Below are 13,772 nucleotides of genomic sequence, written 5' to 3'. Positions count from 1 at the left end.
TGAAAGGTCAACAGGCCCTAGTAAAAGAAATTTACTATTAAACGCGAAACTATACATATGATTATTGTAATTAAATAAAATTGTAACAGTCTTTCGAGGTGACTAATAAGCATTAATCACCTCGTTTTAGCTACTTTAAAGTTGCCATGCATAGCTAACTTTTGTAAAAAACGTACGCTGATCTCGTTCAATATTTTTAAGTGAATCGTCTTGGTATCCTCTATCTGAATACCCTAAATAAAATAATGTTTGTGCGTTAATTTTATATGAGTAAACAAGCTGACTACCATAATCCTTATTAGTTTGACTAACCTGATAAAAGTAAGCTTTTTCGTTACGATCTATATCTTCAAATTGTAAAATTAACTTAAGTATTGAACGCATACTGAATTTATAATGAAGCCTAAAATCAACCAAGTTCGCTGTAAATACACGATCCCCTTGTGGGTTGTCTAATTGGCTGTAATTATGTTTCACATCAAGCTGCCAGTGGTCGTTAATATCCCATATTACTTGAGTTTGGGTATCAAACACATCGCCAATCTGCTCATTCGCATAATCAATTCGGCTAGCGTATTCAAGATATAACGAAAGCTTTAAATCTTTAGTAGGTTTGAACCCAGTGTAAATATATCCAATATTTTGATTATAAAAATTATCGTTATAATTTTCATAACGGTGCACTAAACCAATTTCAAAAATGGATTGTTTTTGACCTTTGAAGCTTAAAAAACCTTCGTATTCTTCTTCAAGTAAGTCGCCATTTTGCGCCCACGTTTTATCCCAGTCAGCTTCATATGACCATGAGGTAAGTAAATCTGACTCATCTCTGTACCATGTTTGTCCGCCACCAAAGCCTACTTTTTCATAATCGACTTTAGCTTGATAACCTAAATCAGTGCGGTAATCCTGCCCAATATTTTCATAAGAGGCGAACAATTTGTAATCACGTTTATCGCGGGTAAGTTCTAAGGCATAAGCTTCATCTGACTGAGTTTCAGATAAGTTATAGTTTTCAATTAAAAACGCCGAGTTGCGAGTATCAGCCGTCGATACTTGATACAAAAGAGTATCCGATTGATTAAACCAATAACTACCATCAACTGACAATACTGTATTATGGTAGCTATCACTTTCTCTATGTGTGCTTGAAAGTCCAATAGTACCTTGCTGACCAATATCATATTGATAACGCCCAGCCACCGCATTCGTTTTTTCGTTTAAGCTTGCAAAGCCAGAGCCCTGATTCGTTGGCAGTAAAATATTACTGTTGTCGTCGTCAGCCAGCATTAAAGCATAACTATGATTGCCTGTTTTACCCGTTAATTTTGCGCCTAAATTAGGCTCTGCAATTGTACGCGTGTATAAAAGTTCAAATAAGCTGCTTTTAAAGTAAGAAGCACCATCTAAAAAGAAAGGACGCTTTTCAGCGTAATAAATAGAGAAGGTTGTATTTACATCAAGTTCTAAAGAGTCTGTTTCTACTTGCGAGAAATCAGGGTTAATTGTTGCGTTTAAAACAGCGTCTTTTGTTAAACCCCAGCGTAAATCTAAACCCATCTCGGTGTCTATATCGCCATTATTCCAATCACCCGGTAATTCAGGTTTGTTATCGTTACGAAGTGCCGTCAACGTGGGTGTTAATTGAATATTTTTACTTGATTCAATGTCACTAAAGCCAACTAACTTATCAAACTGACAAAGACTGCATTTCACATTTCTGTCAAAGCCCATGTTTGATAGCTGATATAATACATCTCGTTGATAGTTTCTCATTACAGAAAAACCCCACGTTAGCTCATTTTTATTTTCAGGAAAACGCAGTGCTTTAAAAGGAATACGCATTTCAACAACATAACCTTTCTCGTTAATTTGTCCTGCGCTATCCCAAATAGCATTCCATGAAGTATCAGAGCTCCAACCATCGGTATCGGTCATTCGTATATCGCCTTGCGCGCCCAGCGGGTTCACATGGAATTCATAGCCACTGCGTTCATCATTAAATGTATCAATAACAAGAATAACTACGTCGTCTTCCCAGAGCGTATCACGATCACGAAGTGATGCACGAATTTGCGTAGGGTCTGGGTCTTGTGCAACATAGGCAACATATAAGTTTGTGCCATCTTCATAGATAAAGGCATCAGTTTTTACAGGAGGAGTGCCTTTTTCATTAGGCTCGTCTTGGTAGAGTAAGGAAACACGTGTCGCATCTTTCCAATGCGCTTCATCCATAACACCATCAACGGTGATATTTAAATCAATGCGGGATAAGGATACTTGCTGTTTTTCAGCGGCTACATCTAGGCTGGATAGTAATAAAGAAAAACTTGAAAGTATAAAAATAATTTTTTTTATTATGGTTATAAAGAGCTGCATAAACATCCATTTAGACTTACTTTACTCGTTGTGAGTAATTTATAAGAGGAATTGTAATTTAAGCGAGTACATTTGTTAATACCTTGCAAAGATTATTATGCTAAATATTAACGAATTAATAATAAAGGACTAATTTTCAAATGATAATTAAGTTTCGAGTAACTTAAGTTTGTTGTCTATACCATTCCATACGTCAGCATCTTCTGGTGCAGGTTTTACTTGTGTAATACGTGGCCATACAAGCGCAAGTTCTGCATTTAACTCAGTAAACTCTTTTTGAGATTCTGGTAATTCATCTTCTTGATATATAGCATCAGCTGAACACTCAGGTACACATAAGCCACAATCAATACAATCAATTGGGCTAATAGCTAAAAAATTAGGGCCTTCAAAAAATGCATCTGCTGGGCACACTGATACGCAATCGGTGTACTTACACTTTATACAATTTTCAGTAACGACAAACGCCATAATACTTTAACACCTACTATTTTAAACAACAGCTGTGGATCATACCCATCCATCCCAAAAATACAATAAATAAGTGCCATATCAGGCTATTTTAACGTAAAATACGCGCCTTATGTTTGCACACTCTTTGTGCCCTGCATCCCCTTATTGTGAGCGGTAGATAAAACCCCGCTATGACACCTAAAAGAGATATAAATGATACGTTTAACCGAAATAAAGCTGCCACTTGATCATGACGAAGATGCAATTGGTCAAGCAATTGTAAATAAACTTAAAATCCAACCTGAACAATTGCACAGTTTTAATGTGTTTAAACGTGGTTATGATGCACGTAAAAAATCAGCTATTTTACTTATTTATACACTCGATATAGAAGTTGATAACGAAGCCGATCTACTCACCGAATTCGAAAAAGACCAACATGTAAAAATAGCGCCAGACACAAGTTATAAATTTGTAGCACAAGCCAGCGAAAATATAACAGAGCGTCCTGTCGTGATTGGTTTTGGCCCTTGTGGTTTATTTGCAGGTTTATTACTTGCCCAAATGGGCTTTAAACCCATTATTTTAGAGCGCGGTAAAGAAGTACGTGAACGTACAAAAGACACGTTTGGCTTTTGGCGTAAACGCACACTTAATACAGAATCAAATGTACAATTTGGTGAAGGTGGCGCAGGTACATTCTCAGACGGTAAGTTATACAGCCAAGTAAAAGATCCAAAGCATTATGGCCGAAAAGTCATTACTGAATTTGTAGAAGCAGGCGCACCCGATGAAATTTTATACGTAAGTAAGCCACACATTGGTACGTTTAAACTTGTCACCATGATTGAAAAAATGCGCGCTCGTATAATAGAGCTTGGCGGCGAAATTCGCTTTAGCACACGTGTTGACGATATTCATTTAGACGACGGGCAAGTAACAGGTTTAACGCTTTCAAATGGCGAGCAACTAAACACTCGACATGTTGTATTAGCCGTTGGCCACAGCGCACGCGACACGTTTGATATGATCCACAAAAAAGGCATTTATGTTGAAGCAAAGCCATTTTCAGTCGGTTTTAGAATCGAACATAAACAATCAATGATCGATGAATGTCGTTTTGGCACAAATGCGGGAAACCCAATTTTGGGCTCTGCCGATTATAAACTTGTTCATCACTGTGACAATGGCCGCACCGTTTACAGCTTTTGTATGTGCCCAGGTGGCACAGTAGTCGCTGCAACCTCTGAAGAAGGTCGCGTTGTTACCAATGGTATGAGCCAATATTCACGAAGTGAGCGCAACGCTAACAGCGCTATTGTGGTAGGTATATCACCAGAGCAAGACTTCCCTGGTAATCCACTTGCTGGAATAGACTTACAACGCAAACTTGAAGAGCAAGCGTATGAGCTTGGTGGTAGCAACTACGATGCACCAGCACAGTTAATTGGAGATTTCTTAAAAGGTAAATCATCTGCAGACTTAGGTGAAGTACAACCCTCTTACACACCTGGTATTAAGTTAACTGATTTGAGTAAAGTGTTACCACAATTTGCAATTGATGCTCTTCGCGAAGCGATACCTGCGTTTAATAAACAAATTCGTGGTTTTTCAACTAACGACGGCTTATTAACCGGTGTTGAAACACGTACTTCGTCGCCTATTAGTATTAAGCGCGATAAAACATTCCAAAGTATCAACACTAAAGGGCTTTACCCTGCAGGTGAAGGTGCAGGTTACGCTGGCGGTATTTTATCAGCGGGTATTGATGGAATTAAAGCAGCTGAAGCGGTCGCACTGTCTATGCTAGAAAACGATTAAACCTGACGCTAACGTTGTTAAAAATTTCCTATTTAGAACACTATAAGTATTAACACTAAAATTTAGGCACAAAAAAGCCTGAGTAAACTCAGGCTTTTTAAACTTAAGGGCGTTAACTATGACTTTTTAAGTGACAGTTTTTCGCCTTTTAAGCTTTTACGAACGCTTGAAATACGTGAGCGATTAACAGCTCTCGCTTCACCGGTTGCCTGTCCTGATAACTTGTTAGAACGTGTACGGCGTAAATGCGCTGGTTTTTTACCAATTTTATCAATTAGTACTTCACGATTACTTACTTCGTAACCTTCTAAATATACACGTTTGATTTTTTGGCCGATTAGCGTTTCAATTTCAAACAAAGTGTTTTCTTCTTCACGGCTAACAAATGAGATTGCTTGACCTTGGCGACCAGCTCGACCTGTACGGCCAATACGGTGAACGTAATCTTCTGCAAGCCATGGTAAATCAATATTAATTACACGAGGTAAACCATCAATATCTATACCGCGAGCAGCCACTTCTGTAGCCACTAATACGCGCACTTTACCTTCTTTAAATTCACGAAGTGCACGACGACGGTTACCTTGAGATTTGTCACCGTGGCAAACGCCCGCCGGAATACCATCAAGGTTAAGCTCTTTTACAAGCTCGTCAGCCGTTTCTTTCATGTTTACAAATACAAGCACTTGTTGCCAGTTTTTCTTACCAATCAATTCAGAAAGTAGCTCTTGCTTACGACGTTCTTCAACAGGGTAAACAACATGCTCAACAGTGCTTGCTGTACTGTTAGTTTGATCAACACGTACTATTTCAGCTTGTTTTAATACCTTAGATGCAAACTGTTTAATTGCTGCAGGGAATGTAGCTGAGAACAGTAAAATCTGGCGCTCTTCTGCACAGCTTTTAATAACGTTTTGCATATCTTCAATAAAGCCCATATCAAGCATACGGTCAGCTTCATCAAGAACAAGGTGCTTAACACTTGCAAGGCTTAAGTTACCTAAACGAATATGATCAAATAAACGACCTGGTGTAGCAACAACAATATCTACACCTTCTTTTAAAGCGTTTGCTTGGCCGGCGGTACTAACACCACCAAATAAACTAACGACTTTAAGCGATGTATGCTTTGCAAAATCTCTGAAGTTATTTGCAATTTGTTCTGCAAGTTCACGCGTTGGCGCAAGTACTAATGCATGAGGTGCATTCGTTGTGCTGAGTTCAGACTCAACCAATTTTTGGATGATAGGTAAAGCAAACGCGGCAGTTTTGCCGGTACCAGTTTGTGCACTGGCTAAAACGTCTTTACCTTTACGAACAGCAGGGATTGCTGCGCGCTGAATGGGCGTAAGAGTGTGATAGTTAAGTTCGTCCAACGCCTGGATGATTTCAGGAGCGAAACTAAAAGATTTAAAATTCATGCTGTATAACCTACGGCCACATTATCAAGGGTCGCAAATTATACAGCAAAAACGAGTCAACAGTTAGTCATTACTTCTATTTTAACGCGTTTAATCTGCTTTATAGCGCTTAAATATTAAAGAGGTGTTAATACCACCAAACGCAAAATTATTACTCATTACGTAATCGGTATTAATCTCACGACCTTGGTGTGTTATGTAATCAAGCAGAGCACATTCGTCATCAACGTTGTCTAAATTAATTGTTGGTGCAAACCAGTTATCAGCCATCATATTAATGCTTGCCCAAGCTTCTATTGCACCACAAGCACCTAAAGTATGTCCCAAATAACTTTTTAACGAGCTAATAGGTTTATTGCCAAGTGCGTTAAACGTTGCATGAGATTCGGCAATATCGCCTCTGTCTGTCGATGTACCATGCGCATTTACGTAACCAATTTCTTCTGGTTTTAGATTGGCATCTTGCAGTGCCATTTCAATCGCTAGTTGCATTGTTTTTGATGTAGGTTGAGTAACATGTTCACCGTCAGAATTGCAACCAAAGCCAACCACCTCTGCTAATATTGTCGCCCCGCGTGCTTTGGCATGCTCGTATTCTTCTAAAATAAGTGTACCCGCGCCTTCGCCTATCACTAAGCCATCACGATTTGCATCAAAAGGACGAGGTGTTTTTTTTGGTGTTTCATTTTTTGTAGATGTCGCGTAAAGGGTATCAAATACTGCAGCCTCTGTGATACACAACTCCTCTGCACCACCAGCAACCATTATTTTTTGTCGGCCAAACTTAATTGCCTCATAGGCATAGCCTATACCTTGAGAGCCCGATGTACACGCTGAGCTTGTTGTTATAACGCGCCCTTTTAAACCAAAGAATACACCAACATTTACAGGGGCGGTATGCGCCATCATTTTAATGTAACTGGTTGCTGTTACACCCGACATCGAACCCGTTTCCATCATATTTGCAAAGGCGAGTAAAGGCGCAGTAGAACCCGTTGATGAGCCATATGCGATGCCCGTAGAGCCATCTGTTAGGCTTTCGTGTTCAAGTAGCTTTGCTTGTTCAAGTGCACACTCAGTAGCGCGAGTTGACATAAGTGACACTCGCCCCATTGAACGTACTTGTTTGCGCTTATAGTGACTTGGTCGCTCAAAGTGGTTAACTGGTGCTGCTAGACGAGTATTGAGTTCGTCGGCCATATCCCACTCTGGCATAGTAACAACTGCATTTTCACCTTTAATTAAGGCTTGTTTAAATTCAGACCAATCATCACCCAATGCAGTGACCACTGACATACCGGTTACGACAACGCGTTTCATCAAACCATGCCACCATTAACAGAAATTACTTGGCGTGTAATATATGCTGCGTCATCAGACATTAAAAAAGCGACTGTTCCTGCAACTTCTTTAACGCTCCCCATGCGCTTGAGGGGGATCATTTTCATCATTTCATCAATAGGTAATTCGTCAGTCATCGCCGTTTCTATCAAACCAGGTGCTACACAATTAACTGTAATTTTGCGTTTTGCCAATTCTAATGCAAGTGCTTTAGTGGCCCCAATAATACCGGCTTTTGCTGCACTATAATTTACCTGCCCTCGGTTACCTGCAATACCTGATACCGACGACATTGTAATTATACGCCCACCTTTGCGGCTTTGTACCATAGGCATTACAGTTGGGTGTACTACATTATAAAACCCATCAAGGCCTGTGCGTATAACACAATCCCAATCTTCCCCTTGCATGGCCGGAAATGCCATATCGTTAGTAATACCTGCATTACATACCACGCCATAATAAGCGCCATGCTGAGCTATATCTTGCTCTATTTGTGCCTTTGCCAGCTCTCTATCGCATACATCAAATTGCAGTAAGCTGGTCGTTCTACCTAAGTTATTAATTTCATCGCATGTTGCTTGAGCCTGCTCAACACCCGATCTGCAATGCACTGCAATATCAAACCCTTGCTCAGCAAGTTTTAACGCAATAGCTTTACCAATACCACGGCTTGAACCTGTAACTAAAATTCTTTTTATCATTGATTTTCTCTTATAAATTCCAGCGGATTTTCAGGCTGAAATACATTAATTTTTGCTTGGCAAAGTAAGGTTTCACACAAGAGTATTTGGCATTCAAATACACTCAAACCTGATTCTTCTTGATATAGCTTTTTCACTTCAATAGTCAGCTTACTGCCGTTTTTAAAACACGGTAGATAAGTTTGATATTTTCGCGTACCAATTAAAAAACCAATTTTTACAGGTTTATTTTCATCATTCGCCAACGCGCCAGCGTAAGCGGCAATAGACTGCGCCATATACTCAACGCCAATATAGCTAGGTACACCATTAATCGCAGGACTAAAAAAAGGGCTTTGCTCAGTGATAGTAATAATGCATTGTGCTTCATCTTCGCTATACGCTAAAAGGCTGTCGATTAAAATCATAGGCGCGTCGTGCGGGACCACTTTCTCAATAGGGTAATTAGTCAACATTAACTCCCAATATTAAGCTGGCATTATTACCGCCAAATGCAAATGAATTAGATAAGCAGTATTTAAGAGCGGGCTTAAACGCTTGTTTTATTATTTTTATATCAGCCAAATCACCGTCTTCTTTAATTGCGTTATATGGCAGTATATGTTGGCCGCTGTCTTTTAATAATAACCAACATATACCGGCTTCAATGGCGCCTGCAGCACCTAAAGTATGTCCTGTTAAATGCTTACTTGAGCTAAGCGGGGTATTGTTGCCAAACACGCGATTAATTGCAAGTGCTTCCATTTCGTCATTTTTGAAGGTGGCCGTACCATGGGCATTAATATAGTCAATATCACCAGAGGATAACTTTGCACTTTTTAATGCTTTTTCCATTGATTCTTGAGCACCCATTCCATTAGGATCAGGTGCAGACATATGATGAGCATCAGAACTTTCCCCACTGCCTACTAGCATATTGCCGTTATTTGTTATTGGTGTATTTTTAGTCATTACAAATAAAGCTGCCCCCTCACCAATATTAATGCCGTCTCTATTGCTAGAAAAAGGCTGACATAAACCTGAGCTTAAAGAGGCTAGCGAATCAAAGCCATTGATTGTTAATTGACACAAACTATCTGCACCACCACAAATTACTACATCAGCTAAATCAGCATTTAACAACGCACGCGCACTAATTAGCGCTTTTGCACTTGAGGTACACGCTGTGGAAATACTGTAACAAGGCCCTAATGCACCTATTTTATATGCAATGTAATGAGCGGGTGTAGCTAACTCTTGATCACTGTAACTAAAGTCATCAGGCCAGAGCTTTGTACTTTCATAGCTTTTACGCGCTCTTTCACCATCATGAATACCTGATGTACTAGTACCCATTACAATTGCAATACGCGACCTATCAATATGCGAAAGTTTATCTAAGGTTGGCTTAATCTGTTCTAAAGCTAGATCAATAAATGTATTGATACGTTTATTATTTGATAAAGCAATAGATTGAACTTGCCCTACATACAGCGGGGCTTGCTCAGCACTTAGACTTTTATTTAAAGTTAATAAAGGAGTTGCAGGGTTATATTTATTTAAGCTAGTTGTGGTTGCATCTTGGCCTATGCCCATCGCACTCACAATGCCTAAATCATTCAGCCAATATGTCACTGTTCTACCTTTTTAAATGTTATTTGATACTGATGTAAAATATTGTTCAACGTTGTCGACTCATCACTATAGTCAATGGTGATAAATGTACCCTCATCGTTAAATACCTCCCGATTAGAGCCAACCTGCTCTATTAAAGCACCCTCTAACTGCTTTTGTAAAAATGCTACTGGCCAATGTACTAATGCAATATCCGCCAAAATATAGTGAGGGTCTATCCCTTCTACCGCCAACATCTTTCTTGTTTTTACTGGGCCATTTAAAGGTTTTTCTAGCTCCATAATTGGAAAGCCTTGCACTGTCATTAACAATAACTTAATTGCACCTTTGCCATTTATAGCTAATTGAGCAAATACAGTGTGTGTGTTTTGCTGATTCGTAATATACAAAACATGCTGCCAAGACTGACCAAACATTTGTGTTGGGACGCTATTAATATTTAATTGGATATTAGGCGATAGATACACTTTATTTTTAGATGCTGTTAAACTCGTACATGCACTCAATACAGCAAATATAAATACAATACCCACCGCATACTTAATTAATTTTGACATAACTGAGCCAACACATTTAAACGACGTTCACTTTGCGCAACAAATGGATTATTAGTATCCCATGCATAGCCCGCTAAAATAGCACTGATCATTTCTCGTACTTGGGTATTTTGTTCAGAGTAAAATATTACATCCTGAAAACGCGTATCGTACCACCCTGTTACAAATGTTCTAAAACAATCGACTCCAGCTTGTAATGGCTGTGCGTAATGGGTGTCAAAATCAACGTTCTCATCTTTTAAATAGCGATCAACAAGTGGGGCAATTAAATTTGCTGATTTAAGTGCAATTGTTACACCTGATGAAAATACAGGGTCTAAAAACTCCCCCGCATTACCCAATAAAGCAAAGTGCTTACCATATAACTTACTCACATTTGCCGAGTAACCTTTAATATTCCTTGCAGGAGTTAATAACTGACGTTGTGCCAACAGTGTTTTTAAATAAGGGTCTTGCTCTATAAATTGATTTAGCACATCGCTAGATTCGTCGTTATTAAAACGCTCCGACTGCGCCACAACCCCAATACTCGCAGTACCATCACTAAAGGGAATAAGCCAATACCACACATCAGAATATTGAGGATGTACGGTAATCAAAATTTTATTGCGATCGAAGTTTTTATCACTAATATTGTCTTTAAAGTGGCTAAAGTAAGCGCTGCGTACAGGAAAGTGAGAGGGAAGCTCTAAATCTAACAATTTTGGTAATACACGCCCAAAGCCACTTGCGTCCAATACAAACCGAGCATTAACGCGGTAAGCTTGCTGCTGCTCGTTGTGCACAAGTAACGACGCACCATTTAATTCGTCATTATAATCGACTACAGTGTGTTGATATCGAATTTCTACGCCTTGGTCTTGTGCTTTGTCTGCTAATAACTTGTCAAAGTCGGCTCTTTTTACTTGGTACGTAGTGCCTGGGCCTTGAGTAAATTTTTCGGTGAAGTTTATAGTTGTATTTTGCCCCGCCCGATGAAAAGCAGCACCATCTTTAAATTGAAAACCTAAAGACGCTGCATTGTCATGTACTGAATCAATTAAAGCTGCCTCTTCTAAGTAGGCCATGCATTGCGGTAATAAGCTTTCACCAATTGAAAAACGCGGAAACACCTGTTGCTCAAGTACAAGTACCCGCCAACCTTTTTGAACTAACAGGCTACTAGCCAGAGCGCCTGATGGACCCGCGCCAATAACAACAACATCGTACTGCTCAAGGTTATTCAATTTATTGTTCCTTTTGAGGCTTTAAAACACTTAGCGGTGATAAAAAATAAATAGCTAAGATCCCGACCATTACACTCAGCCCAAAGCTAAAAATAGCAGGGGTTTCAGAGGCACTCAGCATGCCAAATACCCACATTGATGACGCTGCAGATAAACTAATCGCCAGTACATTTTTGGGCTCTAACTTATTTATTTGATAAAAAACGAGGTAATCAATTGCTAAAGCAATAACAAGTAATGCACCGAGCAAATTAAATAACGACAAGCTACCTTGAATTACGTTACATATCCAGAGCATGCTCAACACCACAACAGATAAAATGGTTACTTGCAGAAGCGCTATCTTAATCGTAAACCGCCAGCTAAATAGCAGCCAGCTGATCAGACCCGCGAGCACCAAGCTTAATAGCAAATATTCGCGGTAGTCACTTAATAAAGCACTAATTTGTTGAGGTTTGTTATAAATATAAACACCTTTGCTTTTTTCAACTTCATTAATTAATTGATCAGATGAAATACCCGAAATAGACATCCATGTTATCGATTGACTTGGCTCAACAACCATTTGAGAAAGTAGTAACGGTTTAAATGTACTCGCGACGAGTGTTTCATAAGTGATTAACGGTGATTTTGTGCTTTCTAGTGCTTGCCCTGTAATGCGCTCTGCAATATCCAAAGTCCCTTTGTTTTTAGCCTGTTCAAACACAGCCTGATTATCGCCCTGTCTTTGTAAACTAGGCAACCAATGGCTAATGCTATTATGTTTAAAATTTGGGTTTAGTTGGGTTAAGCGTTTTAAAAATTGTTCTTGTTTTTGTAAAAGCGCTTCGTCGCTATTTGCAAACATAAAAACAATTTGGCTGTTCCATTGTCCAAGTAATAACAAATGCTTTTTTTCGTTTAGCATTAAGTGATCGGAGCTTGCATTTAATAGCTTTACATCATCATTAAAGCTAATTGGTTTAATTAAAAATAACGCACTGATAAAGGCCAGTAATGTAATAAGTATTGGTGTTTTTAGGTGGTTACAATATTCAAAAACATTGATGAGTTTTTTACTCATTAATAAACTCGAAGGCGATAACGTGAGCGTAGATTGCCACAATGGCAAAACTAACACGGTAAATAGCCATGCACTCACCAAACCGGCAATAACAAACACCCCAACTTGAGACAATAACGTCAGTGGCGCACCGAGTAAGCAGCAATAACCCAGAGTAGTCGTAATAAGAGACAGTAAAAGCGCAGATTGTGTCCCTTTGCTGTAGCCTTTTTCATGCTCTTTTTTGGCTAAATCAGTCATGCCATGAAATGCATAATCAATGGCAATACCAATCAAGGTAACTGCAAAAACAAGCGTTAATAAATGAATAGTATTAAATAGCAACACCATAGCGATAGCGCCACCAGTAAGTGCGCTCAGTACGGTAAAGCTTGCTAATAAAATACTGTTTAAACGCCTAAATACCCAAAATACCATAACAATAAGGGCTAATAAGCTAATGCCACCAAACAAGCTCATCTCGTATTTAGCTTGTTTAGCATTTTCAGCCGTATGAAATAGCACACCGGAGTATGTAATGCTTAAATCAGGGTAGGTTTTATTAAGTATATTGATCTGTTTAATTATCGCGTCAGCTAAATCAATTGATTTATTAACCCCTAAATTTTCAGGCGCTAAGTTTGCCAAAATGATACGGTATTCAACGCCTTTTAAACGTCGAGTTAAACGGCCTTGTTCAAGCGTAAACAATTGGCTTTGTTTTAAGTTATCTTCTATAAATGCCGCTAAGCTCAAACTTGTATCTTTGCTTAAGGTAGCACTTACAAATGGGTTGCCTAACTGATTTAATTGCGCAAGGTAATAATGTTCAAACGTTGTTTTGTTGCTTAATGTTTGTTTGTAAGTATCACTTAATAACGCATGTTTGAAAGGTGAGAATGTTTGCGCTAAATCGTTAACGGACGGAAAGTTAAATGTGCTTTTAATTGCATTATCGTCGAGCCATTTTTGGAAATCATCAAATGCTTTATTTTTATTATTTCCTGCAAACGAGAACATAACACGGTTAGCATTTTGTTGAAAAAAAACATCTTCCGCATAGGCAATTTGAGAGTGTGACTTTGGCAACAAGCTAAACATATCGGCGCTAAACGTTGGTTTAGACAGCCAAAAAGCTGCAGCAAAAAGTAAAATTAAACTGCTAAACCACCCTACAATAACGGTAATTCGTTTTGTCACTGCACTATTCCCTT

11 protein-coding genes are annotated in these 13,772 nt (G+C 38.9%); 1 reads left to right on the top strand and 10 read right to left on the bottom strand.

Annotation, left to right across the window (positions count from 1 at the left end; translation table 11 throughout):
* Positions 1-135: 135 nt before the first annotated feature.
* Positions 136-2,379 carry a carbohydrate binding family 9 domain-containing protein gene (locus tag DO88_RS03225; RefSeq protein ID WP_033040635.1) on the bottom strand — a complete coding sequence of 748 codons (2,244 nt, stop codon included), beginning with the start codon at positions 2,377-2,379 and terminating at the stop codon, positions 136-138.
* A 147-nt stretch (positions 2,380-2,526) separates the two neighbouring features.
* Positions 2,527-2,850 carry a ferredoxin FdxA gene (gene fdxA, locus DO88_RS03230; RefSeq protein WP_007376373.1) on the bottom strand — a complete coding sequence of 108 codons (324 nt, stop codon included), beginning with the start codon at positions 2,848-2,850 and terminating at the stop codon, positions 2,527-2,529.
* Positions 2,851-3,045: 195 nt separating this feature from the next.
* On the opposite strand from fdxA, the gene DO88_RS03235 reads away from it, so the two are divergent.
* On the top strand, positions 3,046-4,653 hold the full coding sequence (locus tag DO88_RS03235; RefSeq protein WP_033040634.1) for an NAD(P)/FAD-dependent oxidoreductase: 1,608 nt from the start codon (positions 3,046-3,048) through the stop codon (positions 4,651-4,653).
* Positions 4,654-4,769: 116 nt separating this feature from the next.
* Here DO88_RS03235 and DO88_RS03240 read toward each other — a convergent pair whose 3' ends face one another.
* The 8 genes from DO88_RS03240 to DO88_RS03275 all read right to left on the bottom strand — a co-directional run bounded on the left by DO88_RS03240 (position 4,770) and on the right by DO88_RS03275 (position 13,758).
* Positions 4,770-6,074: a DEAD/DEAH box helicase gene (locus tag DO88_RS03240; RefSeq protein WP_002958629.1), complete on the bottom strand. Its 1,305-nt coding sequence runs from the start codon at positions 6,072-6,074 to the stop codon at positions 4,770-4,772.
* Between the two features lie 90 nt (positions 6,075-6,164).
* On the bottom strand, positions 6,165-7,394 hold the full coding sequence (locus DO88_RS03245) for a beta-ketoacyl-ACP synthase (RefSeq protein WP_008137175.1): 1,230 nt from the start codon (positions 7,392-7,394) through the stop codon (positions 6,165-6,167).
* A complete protein-coding gene (fabG, locus tag DO88_RS03250) occupies positions 7,394-8,119 on the bottom strand; it encodes a 3-oxoacyl-ACP reductase FabG (RefSeq protein WP_007378697.1) in 726 nt (241 codons plus the stop codon). The genes DO88_RS03245 and fabG overlap by 1 nt, the downstream gene beginning before the upstream one ends.
* Entirely contained in the window at positions 8,116-8,571 is a 456-nt protein-coding gene (locus DO88_RS03255) for an ApeP family dehydratase (RefSeq protein WP_084166041.1), read from the bottom strand. Before DO88_RS03255 ends, fabG begins: the two co-directional genes overlap by 4 nt.
* Complete coding sequence (locus tag DO88_RS03260; RefSeq protein WP_033040631.1) at positions 8,564-9,733, bottom strand: beta-ketoacyl-ACP synthase; 1,170 nt, start codon at positions 9,731-9,733, stop codon at positions 8,564-8,566. The genes DO88_RS03255 and DO88_RS03260 overlap by 8 nt, the downstream gene beginning before the upstream one ends.
* On the bottom strand, positions 9,730-10,290 hold the full coding sequence (locus DO88_RS03265; RefSeq protein ID WP_033040630.1) for a DUF3261 domain-containing protein: 561 nt from the start codon (positions 10,288-10,290) through the stop codon (positions 9,730-9,732). Before DO88_RS03265 ends, DO88_RS03260 begins: the two co-directional genes overlap by 4 nt.
* Entirely contained in the window at positions 10,278-11,516 is a 1,239-nt protein-coding gene (locus DO88_RS03270) for an NAD(P)/FAD-dependent oxidoreductase (protein ID WP_008137183.1), read from the bottom strand. The genes DO88_RS03265 and DO88_RS03270 overlap by 13 nt, the downstream gene beginning before the upstream one ends.
* A gap of 1 nt (position 11,517) precedes the next feature.
* A complete protein-coding gene (locus tag DO88_RS03275; protein ID WP_033040628.1) occupies positions 11,518-13,758 on the bottom strand; it encodes a transporter in 2,241 nt (746 codons plus the stop codon).
* Between the last annotated feature and the right edge of the window lie 14 nt (positions 13,759-13,772).

It is taken from the genome of Pseudoalteromonas sp. S3431, from assembly GCF_000690035.1.
In the GTDB taxonomy this organism is placed as follows: domain Bacteria; phylum Pseudomonadota; class Gammaproteobacteria; order Enterobacterales; family Alteromonadaceae; genus Pseudoalteromonas; species Pseudoalteromonas fuliginea.
Note: the sequence above shows the minus strand (reverse complement) of the source record. Positions and strands in the feature narration are given on the sequence as shown.

Coding starts and splice junctions, on each gene's coding strand:
- DO88_RS03225 (WP_033040635.1), bottom strand. CDS start 2,379: ATGCAGCTCTTTATAACCATAATAAAAAAAATTATTTTTATACTTTCA.
- fdxA (WP_007376373.1), bottom strand. CDS start 2,850: ATGGCGTTTGTCGTTACTGAAAATTGTATAAAGTGTAAGTACACCGAT.
- DO88_RS03235 (WP_033040634.1), top strand. CDS start 3,046: ATGATACGTTTAACCGAAATAAAGCTGCCACTTGATCATGACGAAGAT.
- DO88_RS03240 (WP_002958629.1), bottom strand. CDS start 6,074: ATGAATTTTAAATCTTTTAGTTTCGCTCCTGAAATCATCCAGGCGTTG.
- DO88_RS03245 (WP_008137175.1), bottom strand. CDS start 7,394: ATGAAACGCGTTGTCGTAACCGGTATGTCAGTGGTCACTGCATTGGGT.
- fabG (WP_007378697.1), bottom strand. CDS start 8,119: ATGATAAAAAGAATTTTAGTTACAGGTTCAAGCCGTGGTATTGGTAAA.
- DO88_RS03265 (WP_033040630.1), bottom strand. CDS start 10,290: ATGTCAAAATTAATTAAGTATGCGGTGGGTATTGTATTTATATTTGCT.